Below are 17,980 nucleotides of genomic sequence, written 5' to 3' on the forward strand. Positions count from 1 at the left end.
CGGAGCCGCGCCGCGGCGGGGGAGGCCGCCCGGGCGCGCGACGAGTACGAGGCCGCGACGGAACACGTGGCCCCGCGGTGCGTGCGGGCGGCGGACGACCCGGCGGGGCAGGGCTGCGCGCCGACCGGCCTGGCCCGTGCGCGCGGGCCTGCGGGCACACGTGCCCCGCACCGGCCCCCCGGGCGGGCGCGGGCCGTTCAGGTGCCGGACGCGTGGTGCCCCGCACAATCGCCCCGCTCCGGCGTCCGCGACCGTGCCTCGGGGGAGCGGGCGTCGGCCAGGGTGGTGGCCAGGGCCTGCCAGATGTGGGCCGCCAGGTCGAGGTTCCGGGTCTGCGTCGCCTGCCGTCCGAGCCGTTGCAGGGCGGCGATGCCCTCGTCCACGCGGCCCGCCAGGATCATCAGCCGGCCGTCGAGGACCGACAGCCGTACCCGGTCACGGTAGGACAGACGCAGGTCCTCATCGGTGAGCAGGGCGGCGGCGATGGCCCGGGCGTCGTCCAGCCGGCCCTGGTGGAAGGCGAGATGGGCCTGGAGCGCCCGCAGCTCCTGGAGTTGCAGGGGGGTGCCGATCAGGCCCAGGACGGAAGCGGCCTCGCCCAGCCAGCGCTCGGCGGCGGCCACCCGGGGCGGTGACATCTGCAGCGCGGCGGCGGTGGCGGCGACACGCAGCCGGGTCCACAGACTCAGGTCGTCCTTGCCCTTCAGCAGGCCAAGGGCCGCGTCCAGCCTGGCCCGGGCGGTCGCGTCGTCGCCCTGGCGGTTGCTGACCACGGCGGCCGTCCACAAGGCCTCGGCCGCCTGGGCGGCTGTGGCCCGGTCCAGCAACTCTCGCTCCAGTTCGGCGACATGCCGGCCTGCCGTCTCCAACCTGCCGAGCTCCGTCTCGATGCTGATCAGCGCCATCAGGGCGGGCAGCGTGTCGGACACGCCCAGGTCCGCGGAGCGGGCCAGGGACAGCGCCTCCAGGGCGGCCGGTCCGGCCGTGCGCATGTCGCCCAGGGCGCGGGTGCAGCGGGCGTACCGGACGCGCGAGCGGACCCGGAGCTCCGGTGCTTCCAACACGTCGCTCAGCTCGACGAGTTCCAGCAGCCGCGTGCGCTCCAGCTCGTAGTCGCCGTCGCGGCCGGCGGCGCGGCTCAGCAGCCACAGGGCCTGCCAGCGGGCGGCGGGATCCTCGCCCGCGTCCTCCTCGACCGCGCGGCTGAGAGCCGCCGTGTCGTCCGTGCCGGGCGGTGCCGAGGTCACGGCGGCCAGCACCTCCGTCAGGGACCTCTCCTCCGACGGGCAGGTCAGGGCGGACGTGTCGACGCCCAGGCGGTCGGCGAGGTAGCACACGGCGCGCTCGGTGGGACGCCGGTCACCGGACTCCAGGCGCGACAGGTAGCCCGTCGACATGCCTTCCCCGACGAGGCCGGCCTGGCTCAGGCCCCGTGCCAGCCGGAGCCTCTTCAGCCGACGGCCGAAATGCGGCTGCTCGAGCATCTCCCCCCTCCGGTTCCGTCGCGCGATCGACTGGCGTCGTCGCCCCTGCCTGCCCGGTCGGGCGCGTGGGATGTCAACACTGTATGAAGCGTGGCAAGGGGCTACAAGCCGTTAAGTGCAGGTCAACTGGCCATTGCCGAGGCGGCCCCCCATTGGGTGAGGGGTGTTTGGATTGGGCCGCACGCTGCCCGAATAGGGCCCGAATTCCAGAGAATTGCCAGATTGCCGAGGTCATCTGGCAAACCCTTGCCACAAGGGTTGCCGACCCCTAATCTCGAATGCGCCCCGTTAATGCGATCCCACCTTCGTGATGTGGAGGCTTTCGTGCTGCGCAGCTCCCGACCGGGCATCTCGCGAGGGCCGGACAGGCGGCCCGCCGGTCGGCCCGGTGGCTTCCCGCAGGGATCGGACACCGAGATCGAATGGTCATGACAACGTTATCCACGGCAGTCGGGTGCCGGCCGCCTCGGCGCCGCTCCCTCTGCTCACCCTGACCGACCCGGGATTCCGGCGCCCCGACGCCGGCCGCCCCGGGGTGACGCGGACACCGGCCACGGCCGCCGACGAGTGGCGTGCGCCGTCACCGGGCGCTCGCCGACACAGACACGGCGCACCGGTCCGCTCCGCGTCGCTCACCCTTCCCAGCCCCCCACGCAGGAAGAAGGACGGTACGTCCGTGGCGACCACGAGTTTCCCCGACGCCTCGCCCCGCAAGAAGAAGAAAGCCGCCGCCCAGGCCGCCCCCGCCCGCCGCACCCTGCCGGGAAGCGGCGCGCCGGACGGTGCCGCCCCGCCGGACGGCTGCAGAGCCCACGTCTCTCCCCGGGAGCTGGTCGTCACGGAGGCGGACCCCGAATTCGCCCGCCAATTCGGCCTGAGTGCCGACGAGATATGCGGATACGGCCTGCTCGACCTTCTCCGCTCACCCGTTCCCGCACGGCTGCGGGAACAGTTCACCGCGCTTTCCTCGGGAAGCAGCCGGCGCTTCGAGGAAAGGGTGACAGGCCGGGACGGAACCGGCCGTAATTTCCCGGCGGAGGTCACCGCGGTCGCCGTCAGGAAAACGTCGGGTGAAATCGTCGGCGTCGTCGTCCTTCTTCGCCGTTCCGACGGCGCGGTTTCCGGGGACCCCGTGCTCAGCGCCCTCGACGCGCAGGTTCTGGAAGGTGTGGCGAGTGGCGAGTCCACGGTGCAGCTGGCCTCCCGTCTCTATCTGAGCCGTCAGGGAATCGAGTACCGCGTCGGGCAGATGCTGCGGCGCTTCGACGCGCCGAACCGCCCCGCCCTGGTGGCGCGGGCGCACGCGCTCGGGATGTTCGCCGCGGGCCAGTGGCCCCCGCGCGTCCTGCCCGAACGCGTGCGGTAGCGCGGCACGCCGGCTCGCCGGGCCCCGCGAGGCGGCTGTGGCGGTGACGCACCGCCACAGCCGCCTTCACCTCGTACGCATCCGGCCCCGAGGTGCCGGTTTCGGCCTCACGCCGCCGAGGGCTGCCACGCCTCCTGGAACCGGCGGCGGGCGCGGAAGAGACGGGAGCGGACCGTGCCCACGGGCAGGGCGAGCACCTCGGCCATCTCCTCCTCGTTGAGCCCGTAGGCGCGCAGGGTGAGGACCTGCCGGTGCGCCTGGGACAGACGCTCCAGCACATCGCTGATGTGCACCGCGTCCAGGGGGTTCGTCTCCTGCTGCGATTCCACCTCGGAACAGCAGCGTTCCTCGCCGTAGCGCTTGGCGGTGCGGACGGCCTCGCGGACCGTCACCGAGCGCACCCAGCCGTAGAACGCCGCCGGTTCGCGCAGGGAACCCAGGCCGCGGTAGATGGCGAGCAGCGCCTCCTGCGTGGCGTCGGCACCGTCGTCGTGGGTGATGGACCGGCAGATGCGCGCCACGTAGGGCGTGATGCCGGTCAGCAGGTGGTTCATCGCGTGCTCGTCACCCGCCTGGGCTCGGGGGAGCAGCGTCAGGGGCGAGGGGAGTTCGCTGACGGTGGTCATCGGCAGAGGTTCCTTACGGCAGCCGGGCGGGCGGGGGCGAGGGGGAGGAGGGGCGAAGGGCGGTGCTCAGCCCGTGGCGGCGCGGGCGTCCCCCGGTTGCGCCGCGGTCGCGAAGCGGAGCAGCCCGGCACGCACGTCGTCGCGGAACGCCTGCATGAAGGCCGGGCTGTAACAGGCCGTGGAGTGCGGGAACTCGATGGAGAGCCGGCCTTCGAAGGAGACGACGCACGCCATGACGGGACTGCGTCCCGCCTGCGGGAAGTAGTGCTCGCGGGCCGGCACCAGACGCACGTCGACCGCCCGCAGCCCGCCGGGCAGCCGCGGGCCGGGGACGACGCCCATGTTGGTGGCGATCACCGTGGCCAGTTGCAGAGCGGGATTGCGGGGGATCTCCGGCGTGATGCGCATCTCGTGGAAGTGGTCCCCGCGGGCAAGGAAGTCGCCCAGGCGGGCGTGCACGGCACGCGCCAGCTCCAGTGGTTCGGAGGTCTCGGACACCTCCAGGGTCTGCAGGTGGGTGGTGACCGCGGGCACCGGGGCGGAGGCGGGCACGGGCGGGGACAGCCGGGAGCGCAGGTCGACGGGGGAGAGGCAGCCGAGGGTGCGGGGTCCCTCGCCGTCCAGGCGCCGCCGGGCCGTGACCAGCAGCGTCGCCGCGACCAGGGCGTGCACGGAGACGCCCGAGCCGCGCGCCGTCCGGCGCAGCCGCGAGGTGAGGTCCGCGTTCAGCGTCAGCCTGCGGACCTCGATGTGCCCGCCCCCGTCGGCCCCTTCACCGGCGACGGCGTCGTACGGCACCAGCTCGACCGGGTGCCGCCGCGCCCGCTCGGTCCGGTCGTCGAGGTACTTCACCGTGTCGGCGTCGTCGGCCGCGGGCAGCAGCCGGCTGACGGGCTCGGGCCAGCGCGGGAGGCCGTTGGCAGTGGTCTCCGCAGCGGGCTCGTCGCCGTCGACCAGCGCCCGGTAGCGGTCCCACAGCGCGTTGTGCAGCGCGATACTGCTGTGGCCGTCGGTGATGGTGTGGTCCACCACCAGCAGGAACAGGTGGCTCTCGCCGTCCGGCGCGCTGACCAGGACCGCACGGCTCAGCGGCCCACCGACCGGGAGGGGCCTGTTCAGCTCCGCAGCGTAGGCCTCCGCCTCGTCGCCGGTCCGCGTGACCAGGCGCGGCCGCTCGTCCTCACCGAGGACGCGCAGCACATGACCCGCGCCGTCCTGTTCGATGCGGGACCGCAGCGGCGGGTTCGCCTCCGTCATGGCGTCGAACGCGGCCGACAGCGCCGCGACGTCCACGGCTCCGTGCAAGGAGCAGGACAGAAAGGCCCTGCTTCTCTGACCCACGTAGAGCGTCTCGACCGGACACAGCGCACGGTGCATGCCGTCAGCCTTCTTTCCGTCGTTCATTTTGAGGTCCATCGGCCCGGGATCGGTCCGCCGCCGCGGCTGTCCGCGGGGATGCCGGAGGCCTTTCGAGAGTGCACGGCGGAACGCGGCCGAATCCAGTGCGGAGCCCCCGGCGAACCGAAGTCGCGTGTTTTCCCTAAAAGTTGAACCGGGGCCCGCACTCCCCGGCTCCGCATTCTTCAGGGAAACCCCTGAATCGGCGTCCCGGGAGCCGGTATCCCTTGACCCGGCCGCTTCCGGTGCACCACCGTGCTGTGCCGTGAAACCGGGGCGGGTGACGTGATTTCCCCGCCCTCGGCGTGCGGCGACTTCTCCGCCCTGTGAAGCGGCCCGGCGCGTACACACACGCGGCGGCGGCACACGGCGGCGGCCGCACCCGTCCGATCCGGCCGGGCCTTCGCCGTCCGGGACATTACGGCTTGCCACGTGAGGGTTGTGCTATGTCACTCCAGGAGGACGAACGTCGACCGCTGTCCGGAGCCCAGGAGGGCCTCTGGTACGCCGGACGGCTCGCACCGGACAGCGCCGCGTACAACACCGCGGAGGCGGTGGAGATCCACGGCCCCCTCGACACCGCCCTGTTCGAGACCGCGCTGCGGCGCACCGTCGGTGAGGCCGACACCTTCGCCCTGCGTTTCGCCGACACCGACGACGGCCCCCGCTGCCACCTCGCTGCGGACGCGGACGACTGGACCCTGCACCGGGTCGACGTCAGCGGCGCCGACGATCCCGAATCCGCCGCGTGGGCCCACGTCCGCACCGATCTCGCGGCCCCCGCGGACCTCGACAAGGGCCCGCTGTTCGCGCACACCCTGTTGACCCTGGCCCCCGACCGGTTCCTCTGGCTGCTGAGGGCCCACCACCTCCTGCTCGACGGCTACAGCTACAAGCTCCTCGGGCGGCGCCTGGCCGAGACGTACAACGCCCTGGCCGAGGGGCGCGAGCCGGACCCCTGCGGCTTCGCGCCGGTGAGCCGGCTCCATGAGGAGGAGGCGGCCTACCGCGCCTCCGAGCGGTACGCCCGCGACCGCGACCACTGGTCGCGGCGTCTGGCCGGCCTGCCGGAGCCCGCCCGCCTCACCTCCCGTACGGCCGCCCCCACCGCGCCCTTCCTGCGCCGCACCGCCGAACTGACGCCCGCCGAGACCGATGCCCTCGACGCCGCCGCGGCCCGCCTCGGGGTCCGGCGCACCGACCTGCTGACCGCCGCCACCGCCGCCTACCTGCACCGCATGACCGGCGCCGGGGAACTGGTGCTGGGCCTGGCCACCATGAGCCGCCTCGGCAGCGCCGCGCTGCGCACCCCCGGCACCGCCTCCGACGTCCTCCCGCTGCGCGTGGCCGCCGCTCCCGGCACGCCCGTCGCGGAGCTGGCGCGGGCCGTCGCCGACGAACTGGAGGCGCTGCGCCGCCACCAGCGCTACCGGGGCGAGTTCCTCCGCCGCGACCTGGGCCTGCTGGGCACCGGACGCCGGCTGTACGGGCCGGTGCTCAACATCGTCCCGTTCGACGAGTCCCCGGTCTTCGGCGGGCACCCCACCACCTGGCACCACCTGTCCGGCGGGGCCGTCGACGACCTCCAGATCTCGGTACGCCCCGGGGCCCGCCCCGGCGGACTGTGGCTGGCCCTCGACGCCAACCCCGCCCTGTACGCGGAGGACGAACTCGCCCTGCACCGCGACCGGTTCGTCACGCTGCTGCGCCGGCTGGCCGAGGCGGAGCCGACGACACCGCTCGGCGACCTGGACATCCTGCTGCCGGGCGAACACCCCCGCGACACGCCCGTCCACACGTACCCGGTCGAACGGACCCTCACGCAGCTGTTCGAGGAGCGGGCAGCGGCCGGGCCCGAGCGGACCGCCGTCACCTGCGGGGACGAACGACTCACGTACGCCGCGCTCAACGCCGAGGCCAACCGCCTGGCCCGGCTGCTGACCGAACACGGCGCAGGCCCGGGCCGGGTGGTGGCACTGGCCCTGGAGCGCGGCGTGCGGCTGCTGCCCGCCCTGCTGGCCGTCCTCAAGACCGGCGCCGCCTACCTGCCCCTGGACCCCGGCCACCCGGCCGAGCGACTGCGGCTGGTCGTCGAGGACGCGGCCCCCGTCGTCCTCGTCACCGAGCACGCCCACGCCCATCTCGCCCAAGACGCCGTCCCCGTCGTCCGGTTGGACGACCCGGAGGTCGCGGCGGACCTCGCCCGCCGCCCCGCCGCCGACCTGAGCGACACCGACCGGCACGGGCCGGTGAGCCCGTCCGACATCGCGTACATCATCCACACCTCCGGCTCCACCGGACGCCCCAAGGGCGTGCCCGTCCCGCACGCGGCCGTCGTGCGGCTCCTCGCCGCCGCGGCCGCACACTTCGACTTCCGCGCCGACGACGTGTGGACGCTGTTCCACTCCTACGCCTTCGACTTCTCCGTCTGGGAGATCTGGGGCGCCCTGCTGCACGGTGGGCGGGTCGCCGTCGTGCCGTACGCCGTCAGCCGGTCGCCGCGCGAGTTCCTGGAACTGCTGCACCGCGAGGGCGTGACCGTCCTCAACCAGACACCGTCCGCGTTCGAGCAGCTGATCGACGCCGACCTCGAACGGGGCGGCGACACCGGGGCGTTGCGCTACGTCGTCTTCGGCGGCGAGGCCCTGCGCCCGGCACGGCTGCGCCCCTGGGCCGACCGGCACGGCCTGGACCGCCCGGCGCTGGTGAACATGTACGGCATCACCGAGACCACCGTGCACGTCACCCACCACCGCCTCACCCGCGCCGACCTGGACGACCCGCGCCGCGGCAGCGTCATCGGCACCCCGCTCGCCGACCTCCGCGTCCACCTGCTGGACGCCGCGGGACGCCCCGTGCCGCCCGGCGCGACCGGCGAGATGTACGTATCCGGCGCCGGCGTCGCCGCCGGATACCTGAACCGGCCCGAACTGACCGCCGAACGCTTCCTCGACGACCCCTACGGCCCGCCCGGCACCCGCATGTACCGCTCGGGCGACCTGGCCCGGCGCCGCCCCGACGGCACGCTCGACTACGCCGGGCGCGCCGACGCCCAGGTGCAGCTGCGCGGCTTCCGCGTCGAACCCGGCGAGATCGAGGCCGTCCTCGCCGCCCATCCGGGCGTGGCCCGCGCCGCCGTCGTGCCCCGCCGCGCCGACAACGGCTCCCTGCACCTCGTCGCCTACACCGTCCCCGCGGGCGACGAACCCGTGGACCCCGCCGAACTGCGCGCCCACGCCGCCGCCCGCCTGCCCGAGCACATGGTCCCGGCCGCCTGCGTCCCGGTGGACACGCTGCCGCTGACCGCGAACGGCAAGCTCAACGTCCAGGCCCTGCCCGCCCCCGACTTCACCGCCACCGCGTCCGGCACCCGCCCCGAGACACCGCAACACGCCCTGGTGTGCGCCCTGTTCGAGGACGTGCTGAAACTGCCGCGGGACACCGTCGGCACCGACGCCGGCTTCTTCGACCTCGGCGGCGACTCCCTCCTGGCCACCCGCCTGCTGGCCCGCCTGCGGCACGCGACCGGCGCCGAGATCCCCATCACCGCCCTGTTCGAGACACCGACCCCGGCCGCCCTCGCCCGGCGGCTCGACGCACGGGCGGACGACACCCCGCCCCGGCCGGCCCTCGGGAACACCGCACGCCCGCAGCGGGTGCCGCTGTCCTTCGCCCAGGAACGCATGTGGTTCCTGAACCGCCTCGACGAGGGAGCGGCCACCTACAACATCCCGCTCCTGGTGCCGGTCGACGCCGACCTCGACACCGAGGCGCTCCGGGCGGCCCTCGGCGACCTGGCCGACCGCCACGAAATCCTGCGGACGGTGATCGCCGAGCACGACGGCGGCGCCCACCAGCGCATCCTGCCGCCGGGGGAACTGCGCCCGGTACTGCGGCACGTCGACTGCCCCGCCGCGGAGACCGCCGCCCACGTCACCGCCGCGCTGCGGCACCGCTTCGACCCCACCGCCGAGAGCCCCCTCGCCGCCTGGCTGCTGGGCACCGGCACCGAGCGGTCACTGCTGTTCGTCCTGCACCACAGCGCGGCCGACGGCTGGTCGCTCGGCCCCTTCGCCGCCGACCTGAGCACCGCCTACGCGGCCCGCAGGACCGGCCGGGCGCCCACCTGGACCCCGCTGCCGGTGCAGTACGCCGACTACGCGCTGTGGCAGCGCGCCCTGCTGGCCCCCGCACCGGACGGCCCGGGCCGGCTGGAGCGGCTCACGGCACACTGGCGCACCGCACTGGACGGCCTGCCCGAGGAGTGCACCCTGCCCGGCGACCGCCCGCGACCCACCGCACCGCGCGGCGGCGGCGCACACGTCGAGGCCACCGTCGACGCCGCCCTGCACCGCGCCCTGCTGCGCCTCGCCGACCGCGAGGGCGCCAGCCTGTTCATGGTGCTGCACGCCGCCGTCGGCGCCCTGCTCACCCGCTGCGGCACAGGCGAAGACATCGTCCTCGGCACCCCCGTCGCCGGCCGCACCGAACCCGCGCTGGATCCCCTCATCGGCCTGATCACCAACACCCTGGTGCTGCGCGCCGACACCTCCGGCGACCCCGCCTTCCGGGACCTCCTCGCCCGGGTGCGCACCACCGACCTGGCCGCCCTCGACCACCAGGACCTGCCCTTCGACCGGCTGGTGGACGACCTCAACCCGCCCCGCACACCCGGTCGGCACCCCCTGTTCCAGGTGATGCTGGCCCTGCAGAACAACACCCCCGCCGTCCTCGAACTCGGCTCCACCCGCACCGTGTTGCGGCCCACCGCCACCGGCACCGCCAAGTTCGACCTCTTCGTGGACGTCCTGGAACGCCACACCCCCGAGGGAGCCCCTGACGGACTGACCCTGCACGTCGAGTACGCCACCGACCTCTACGACGCCGGCACCGCCGAGGCGTTCACCCACGCCCTGCACGCCACCCTGCGCACTGTGGGCGCCGATCCCGGGGTCCGGCTCGGGCAACTGCCCGCCCTCCCCGAGCGCACCCCCGCCCCGGCCGCGACCGGCCTCGCGGAACTGGAGGGCGCGGCCCTCGCCGTGCCCGGCATCCGCGACGCCCGCGCCCTGCCCGGCACCGACGGGACCCCACCCCGCCTGTACGTGGTGCCGGGGCGGGCGGACGCCGCCGAACGCGCCGAGGACGCCCTGGACCGCGCCGGCCACGGCACCGTCCGTGTCACGGCGGTCAACGCGCTGCCCCGCGCGGCGGACGGCACCGTCGACACCGCGGCCCTGCACGCCCTGCCCGCCGTCGACCGCACCGCGGCTGGCACCTGGCGGGAGCGCCTGACCGCCCTCCCCGGCGTCACCGCCGCCGAGGTGACGGTGGAGAGCGCCCCCGAGGAACTGGACCGCCGCCACACCGGCCTGCCCGACCGCACCACGGAACCCGCCCCCGCCCCCGCCCGCACCGACCGGGCGTCCGCCGTCCCGGCGCTCAGCGAGGGCCCCGCCCTGACCGAGCCGTCCGTGCCGAGCTGGGCCGGGGCCCTGCGCCGCGCCGCCGAGCGGGACCGGGGCCACATCGTCCACGTCCACGCCGACGGCAGCGAACACCGGCGCACCTACGCCTCCCTGATCCCCGAGGCCTCCCGCGTCCTCGCCGGTCTGCGCCGGGCCGGCCTGCGCCCGGGCGACCGGGTCGTCCTCCAGTGCGACGCCACCGAGGACTTCCTCGCCGTCCTGTGGGGCTGCGTCCTCGGCGGCTTCGTCGCCGTCCCGCTGACCGTCCCCGCCTCCTACGACACGCCCTCGGCGGCGCTGACCAAGCTGGAGGGCATCTGGCGGATGCTCGGCCGGCCGTGGATCGTGTGCTCCGCCGACCGCGAGGCCGGGCTGCGCGCCCTCGCCGCCCGGCAGGACTGGCCCGGGCTGCGGCTCACCACGGCCGACGCGCTGCGCGAGGCGCCCGAGGACCACGACTGGCACCCCGCCGGACCGGACGACCTCCTGCTGATGCTCATGACGTCCGGCAGCACCGGCCTGCCCAAGGCGGTACGGCTCACCCACCGCAACGTGCTGACCCGCTCCGCCGCCACCGAGCAGATGAACGGGCTCGGCGCCGACGACGTCTCCCTGAACTGGATCCCGCTCGACCACGTCACCGGCGTGGTGATGTTCCACCTGCGGGACGTGTACCTGGGCTGCACCCAGATCCACGCCCCCACCTCCTGGATCCTCCAGGACCCGCTGCGCTGGATGGACCTCGCCGACCGGCACCGGGTCACCGTCACCTGGGCGCCCAACTTCGCCTTCGGGCTCCTCGCGGAGCAGTCCCACCGCTTCACCGACCGCGCCTGGGACCTGTCACCGATGCGGCTGGTGATGAACGCCGGCGAGGTCGTCGTCGCCCCGGCCGCCCGTCGCTTCCTGCACACGCTGAAGCCGTTCGGCCTGCCGCAGCACGTGATGCACCCCGGCTGGGGCATGTCCGAGACCTGCTCCGTGGTCACCGACGCCGTCCTGCCCGGCGAACCCGTCGCGGACGAGGGGACGTTCGTGAGCTGCGGCCGGCCCTACCCCGGCTTCGCCATGCGGATCGTCGACGAGCAGGGCGCGGTCCTCACCGAAGGGGACGCCGGCCGGCTCCAGGTCCGCGGCACCTCCGTGACCGGCGGCTACCACGACAACCCGGCGGCCAACGCGGAGGCGTTCACCGACGACGGCTGGTTCGACACCGGCGACCTGGCGTTCCTGCGGGACGGCGAGCTGTACATCACCGGCCGCGCCAAGGACGTCATCATCGTCAACGGCGTCAACCACTACAGCCACGAGATCGAGGCCTGCGTCGAGGAACTGCCGTACGCGGAACGCAGTTTCACCGCCGCGGTCGCGGTGCGCACCGACCCGTCGTCGCCCACCGACGAACTGGCCCTGTTCCTCCACCTCACCCCCGAAGCCGCCGCCGACCCGGCCGCCGCCCTCCGCGAGATCACCGGCAAGGTCACCCGGGAGATCGGCGTCAGCCCGGCCTTCCTCGTCCCGGTCGCTCGGGACGCCGTGCCCAAGACCGAGATCGGCAAGATCCAGCGCACCAAGCTGCGCAAGAGCTTCGAGGCGGGCGACTTCGACGACGAGGTCCGCCGGACCCAGGTGCTGCTGGGCACCGCCGCGACCGTCCCCGACTGGTTCCTGCGACCCCTCTGGCAGCGGGCGGAACGCCCCGGTGCCCCTGCGGCGACACCGGGCCGGCACACCCTCGTCCTGGCGGGCGCCGACCCCGGGGTCCGGAAGGCCGCGGAGCGGCTCGCCGACGCGCTGCGGTCCGCCGGCGGCCTGTGCACGGTGGTCGGTGAGGGAACGTCGTACGCCCGGCTCGACGCCGCGCACTACCGCCTGAGGCCCGCCGAGGAAGCCGACTACGCCGCGTTGCTGGGGCAGTTGGAGCACGACCAGCGACCGGTCGACACCGTCCTCCACCTCGACGGGCTGCGCGGCACGGCGGAACCGGAGACGGCGCCGGACGACCCGGCCGGCGCGGAGCAACTGCTCGCCCTCGCCCGCGCCCTCGCCGCCCGGCCCGGCCACCTGCGCCCCGTCGACCTGGTGTACGTGACGGCGGGCGCGCAGGCCGTGCGCCCCGACGACCGTCCCTCACCGGCGCACGCCATGGTGGGCGCCCTGCTCAAATCGCTGGGCGAGGAGTTCGGTTGGCTGCGCGGCGCCCACCTCGACCTCGCGGGCGACGAGGGCGCGGACCCGCTGCCCGTCCTGCTGGCCGAGGCGACGGTCACCGCGGACGGCGCGGAGGTGGCGTACCGCGACGGTCTCCGGCACGTACGCCGCCTCGCCCCCCTGCCCGACACCCCGGCCCGCGTCGAGCCGGCCGCGCACGACGGCTTCACCCTGCTCACCGGCGGACTGGGCGGCGTCGGTGCCGAGATCGCGGCGCATCTGCTCCGCACCCCCGGCACCCGCCTGCTGATCGTGGGCCGCACCCCGGAATCCGAGGCCGCCGTCCCGGCGCGGCTGAGCGAACTGGGCGAGGTCCGCTACACCCGCGCCGACGTCACCGACGAAAGCCAGGTGCGGGCCGCGGTGGAGGCCGCCGCCGAGGCGTGGGGCGTGACCCTCGGATCGGTGCTGCACCTGGCCGGCACGCTGGTGGAACGACCGGTGGACGGGCTGGACGCCGCCACCTGGCGCCGGGCGCTCGAGGCCAAGGTGCGCGGCGCGTGGACCCTGCACCGGCTCACCGCCGACCACCCGGTCGGCTCCTTCGTCACCTTCTCCTCGGTGAACGGCTTCTTCGGCGGCGCCATGAACGCCGCCTACGCCGCCGCCAACGCCCACCTGGACGCCCTCGCCCACTACCGCCGCGCCCTCGGCCTGCCCGCGCAGTCCCTCGCCTGGAGCATGTGGCGCGAGCGCGGCATGAGCCGCGGCTACGAGCTCACCGCGCTCACCGAGGCCCGCGGCTACCGGCTGCTCGACGTCCCCGCCGCGCTGCGCTCCTTCGACCTGGCCCGCTCCCTGGACGAGCCGCACCTGCTGATCGGCGCCGACCGCACCGCCCCCTGGGTCCGCAGCCACGTCGCGGCCCCCGTGCGGCAGACGCGGCGGCTGACCGCGCGCGTCGGCCTGGCCGACGGCACCGACCTGGGCACCCTGTACCGCGCGGCGGCCGACGGCGCCCACGCGGCCGGCCTGTCCGACGCCTGGATCCTGCGCTCGGCGGGCACCACCGCCCGCCCGGACGAGGACGGGCCGGAGGCGGGGGAGGACCCGCGGCGGCTGGAGCACCGGCTCGCCGAGGTGTGGTGCGACGTCCTGGGCCGCGACCGGGTGGGCCGGGACGAGAACTTCTTCGACCTGGGAGGCAACTCCCTGCTCCTGGTCACCGCCCAGACCGCCGTCAACCGCGCCTTCGGCACCGACCTGTCGGTGGTCGACCTCTTCGCCCACCCCACCGTCCGGGACCTTGCCCGCCACCTGTCGGAACGCGGCGCCGCCCCGGCGGCGGACGCCGAACCGTCACCGCGGCCGGAGACCGGCGGCGCCCTGGAGCAGGCCAAGGAACAGGCACAACGCCGGCGCGCCGCCCGCGCACGCCGCACCGCACGACACGGGAAGGACCGGGGCCGTGCCTGACACGACCGAACCGGGCCGGTACGGGACGACGTCCGCGCACGACACCACCGGCCCGGGCCGGTCCGGGACGAAGCCCCTGCACCACACCACCGCGCCGGGCCGCTACGAGACGCAGCCCCCGCACCACACCGCCGAGCCGGGAGAGGACGAGGCACAGGCCGTGCACGACACCAGCACACCCCACGACGAGGACCTCCCCGCCGTCGCCGTCATCGGCATGGCGGGCCGCTTCCCCGGCGCCGACGACCTCGACGCCTTCTGGGAGAACCTCGCGGCCGGCCGGGAGGCGATCCGGCCCGTCACCGACGAGGAGTTCCTCGCCGCGGGCGGCGACCCGCGCGACCTGGACGACCCGGCACTGATCCGGATGGCCTCCGTCGTCGAGGGCATCGACCGCTTCGACTCCGGCTTCTTCGGCTACAGCCCCGCCGAGGCCGCCGTCGTCGACCCCCAGCAGCGGCTGCTGCTGGAAACGGCGTACCACGCCCTGGAGGACGCGGGCTGCCTCGGGGACCGTACGGGCGAGGCGTTCGGCGTGTACGCGGGTGCCGGCGACAGCCGCTACTACCCGGCCCACGTGTACCCGCGCTTCGCCGGGCAGCCCGGTTCGGTGGCGCTCGTCCACGCGGCCACCGCCAACTCCCTCGGCACCCTCGCCACCCGCCTCTCCTACGAACTGGGCCTCACCGGCCCGAGCGTGTCGCTCCAGACGGCCTGCTCCACCGCGCTGGTCGCGGTGCACACCGCCTGCCAGGACCTGCTGGACCACCGCTGCGACACCGCGCTCGCCGCCGCCGTCTCCCTCAACCCCTCCGCCGTCCTCGGCTACCGCCACGTACCCGACGGGCCGTTCTCACCCGACGGCCACTGCCGCGCCTTCGCCGCGGACGCCGCCGGCACCTCCTCCGGCGACGGCGTGGGAGCCGTCGTGCTCAAGCGGCTGGAGGACGCCCTCGCCGACGGCGACCGCGTCCGCGCCGTCATCCGCGGCAGCGCCGTCAACAACGACGGCCGCCGCAAGGTCGGCTTCAGCGCGCCCAGCGCCGCCGGACAGACCGAGGTCGTCCTCGCAGCCCAGGCCCAGGCGGAGGTCGACGCCGGCACCATCGGCCTGGTCGAGGCGCACGGCACCGCCACGAAACTCGGCGACCCGATCGAGGTGTCCGCCCTGACGGAGGCGTTCCGGCAGAGCACGCGACGGACCGGATTCTGCGCGCTCGGCTCGGTCAAGACCAACATCGGCCACCTCGGAGCCGCCGCCGGCATCGCCGGACTCATCAAGGCGGTCCTGGCCCTGGAACACCGGCAGATCCCGCCCAGCCTGCACTTCGAACGGCCCAACCCGCTCATCGACTTCGACGCGAGCCCCTTCCGCGTGCCCACCGCCCTGGAGGACTGGCCCGCGGGGGAGCAGCCCCGCCGCGCCGCCGTCAGCGCCTTCGGCATCGGTGGCACCAACGCCCACGTCGTCCTGGAGGAGGCCCCGCCCACCGCCCCCGCCGCGCCCCGCCCGCCCGAGGACGAACGCCGCCTGGTGCTGCCGCTGTCCGCCCGCACCGCGGGCGCCCTGCGCGGCCAGGCCGACGCACTCGCCCGGCACCTCGAACGCCGCCCGGAGTTACGCCTGGACGACGTGGCGCACTCCCTGCGCACCGACCGGCCCGCGCTGCGCCACCGGCTCACCGTCACGGCGGCCTCCCGCGACGAGGCCCTCGACGCGCTGCGCACCGCCGCCCCCGCCACCCCGCCGCTCTCCGACGACCCGGCCCGCACGGCGTTCCTGCTGCCCGGCGGCGGCACCCAGTACCCCGGCATGGGCGCGGAGCTGTACCGCGACCACACCGTGTACCGCGACACCGTCGACGAGTGCGCCCGCATCCTGCGGCCCGTCCTCGGCGCCGACCTGCGCACCGCCCTCTTCGAGGAACGGCGGCCCGACGACACCTCCGCGTTCCTCGGGCTCGTGGTCACCGAATACGCCCTGGCCCGCACGCTCATCGAGTCGGGCGTACGCCCCGACGCGCTGATCGGCCACTCGCTCGGCGAGTACACGGCCGCCTGCCTGGCCGGCGTCATCGACCTGGCGGACATGCTGCCCCTGGTCACCGAACGCATCCGGCTCATCAGCTCCGCCGGAGGAGCCACCGTCGGCGTCGCCGCCCCGGCCGAGGAGATCCGGCCGCTGCTCGACGACGAACTGTCCCTGGCCGCCGTCAACGGCCCCCAGGCCTGCACCGTCGCCGGACACCTCGACGCCGTCACCCGCTTCGAGACCGAACTGACCCGCCGGGGCGTGCCGTTCCGCCGCCTGCGCATCCCCGTCGCCGCCCACTCCCACGTCCTCGACCCGGTCCTGCCGGCCTACGAGGCCCGCCTCCGCCAGGTCACCCTGCGCCCGCCGCGCATCCCGTACGTCACCAACGTCACCGGCACCTGGGTCACCGACGCCCAGGCCACCTCCGTACGGCACTGGATCGACCACACCCGCACCACCGTGCGGTTCGCCGACGGCATCGCCGCCCTCTGGGACCGCCTCCACCCCGTCCTCGTGGAGATCGGGCCGGGCGACACCCTGACCAAGCTGGCCACCGGCCGGCTCACCGACGCGGCACCGGTGACCGTGACCACCATGCGGCACGCCAAGGCCGAGGCGTCCGACGGGTTCGTCCTCGCCGAGGCGCTGGGACGGCTGTGGAGCGCGGGCGTGGACAGCGCCCTGCCCCCGGTACCGGGCGCGCCCCGGCGGGCGCCGCTGCCCCCGTACGCCTTCGACTGCCGGCGCCACTGGATCGACGCCCCCGGCGCCCGTACGGACCCCGTCGCCTGCGACGACACCCCGGCCGCTGCGGACACCGGCCCCGGCCTCGCCCCGCGACCCCGGCTGACGACGGAGCACGTACCGCCGCGCACCGAACGCGAACAGGCGGTGACCCGGCTCTGGGAGGAGACCCTGGGAATCGGCGGCATCGGGCTGCACGACAACTTCTTCGACCTCGGCGGCGACTCCATGCGCGCCGTGCTGCTGGCGGGCCGGCTGCGCCAGACCGGGGTCCTCGACGTCCCGGCGGCGACCCTGCTGGCCGCGCCCACGGTGGCCGGGGTCCTCGCCTCCGCCGACGAACCGGACGGCACCACCACGGGGAAGGCCCCGACCGCGCTCGGCCCGCTGCTGCCGCTGCGCGCCGAGGGCACCGCCACACCCCTGTTCTGCGTCCACCCCGGCGCGGGCGTGTCCTGGCGCTACACGGGCCTGCTGCCCCACCTCGGCGGCGACCAGCCCGTCCACGGCATCCAGGCCGCCGGCCTCGACGGCACCACCCCGCCCGCGCCCGACGCCGCCGCCATGGTCGCCCACTACCTCGACCTGGTGCGCCGCGTGCAGCCGCACGGCCCGTACCGCCTGCTGGGCTGGTCCTACGGCGGATTCGTCGCACACGCCATGGCCTGCGCCCTCCAGCGCGACGGCGAGCGGGTCGAACTCCTCGCCATGCTCGACGCACCCCAGCCGCACGGCACCGCCCACGATCCCGACGCGGCCGAACGCCAGGTGGCGGCCCTGCTGTCCAGGGTGGCCGGACTCCCCGTCGACCCCGGCGCGGCACCCCCGGACGTCGACACCGTCCTGGACCGGATCGGCGCACGGGTCCTCGCCGACCCGTCGAGTTCCCCCGTCACCCGGGCCGAGGCCGCCGCCATCGCCGCCGTCATGCGCAACAACCTGCGCATCGCGCCCCAGTTCACCCCCGGCGTCTTCCGTGGCGACGTGCTGTTCTTCAGCGCCGCCGAGGAGGAGCCCACGGACTTCCCGGCCGACCTGGCGGTGCTGCCCGGCAAGGCCGACAGCTGGCGGCCCCACGTCGACGGCACCCTGCACGACCACCAAGTCCCGTGCGGGCACTACGAGATGACCGAACCCGAACCGATCGCCCGCATCGGCGAGGCGGTCGCCAAGGCCCTGCGCGGCCTCCCCGGCTGAACCGCCCTTTCCCCATGCCCCCGAACACCCCTGAG

General features: G+C 74.9%; 6 protein-coding genes. 3 read left to right on the forward strand and 3 right to left on the reverse strand.

Features of this window, described 5'->3' with window-relative positions; translation table 11 throughout:
- Nucleotides 1-197: 197 nt before the first annotated feature.
- Nucleotides 198-1,484 (reverse strand): helix-turn-helix domain-containing protein, encoded by a 1,287-nt coding sequence (locus tag ACZ7D7_RS33160; RefSeq protein WP_470829199.1) that lies wholly within the window; start codon nucleotides 1,482-1,484, stop codon nucleotides 198-200.
- 676 nt (nucleotides 1,485-2,160) lie between these two features.
- Between ACZ7D7_RS33160 and ACZ7D7_RS33165 the strand changes: the two genes are divergently transcribed.
- Nucleotides 2,161-2,850 (forward strand): PAS domain-containing protein, encoded by a 690-nt coding sequence (locus tag ACZ7D7_RS33165; RefSeq protein WP_470829201.1) that lies wholly within the window; start codon nucleotides 2,161-2,163, stop codon nucleotides 2,848-2,850.
- A gap of 107 nt (nucleotides 2,851-2,957) precedes the next feature.
- Here ACZ7D7_RS33165 and ACZ7D7_RS33170 read toward each other — a convergent pair whose 3' ends face one another.
- Together ACZ7D7_RS33170 and ACZ7D7_RS33175 are read right to left on the reverse strand one after the other, a co-directional pair.
- Nucleotides 2,958-3,476 carry an RNA polymerase sigma factor gene (locus ACZ7D7_RS33170; protein ID WP_470829202.1) on the reverse strand — a complete coding sequence of 173 codons (519 nt, stop codon included), beginning with the start codon at nucleotides 3,474-3,476 and terminating at the stop codon, nucleotides 2,958-2,960.
- A 66-nt stretch (nucleotides 3,477-3,542) separates the two neighbouring features.
- Nucleotides 3,543-4,880, reverse strand: a complete 1,338-nt coding sequence (locus ACZ7D7_RS33175) for a phthiocerol/phthiodiolone dimycocerosyl transferase family protein (RefSeq protein WP_470829204.1) — start codon at nucleotides 4,878-4,880, stop codon at nucleotides 3,543-3,545.
- A gap of 440 nt (nucleotides 4,881-5,320) precedes the next feature.
- On the opposite strand from ACZ7D7_RS33175, the gene ACZ7D7_RS33180 reads away from it, so the two are divergent.
- Both ACZ7D7_RS33180 and ACZ7D7_RS33185 read left to right on the forward strand, forming a co-directional pair.
- Entirely contained in the window at nucleotides 5,321-13,969 is an 8,649-nt protein-coding gene (locus tag ACZ7D7_RS33180) for an amino acid adenylation domain-containing protein (RefSeq protein WP_470829205.1), read from the forward strand.
- Nucleotides 13,962-17,945 (forward strand): type I polyketide synthase, encoded by a 3,984-nt coding sequence (locus ACZ7D7_RS33185; RefSeq protein WP_470829206.1) that lies wholly within the window; start codon nucleotides 13,962-13,964, stop codon nucleotides 17,943-17,945. Before ACZ7D7_RS33180 ends, ACZ7D7_RS33185 begins: the two co-directional genes overlap by 8 nt.
- Nucleotides 17,946-17,980: the final 35 nt, after the last annotated feature.

The sequence above is a fragment of the Streptomyces sp. NPDC037054 genome, assembly GCF_055606745.1.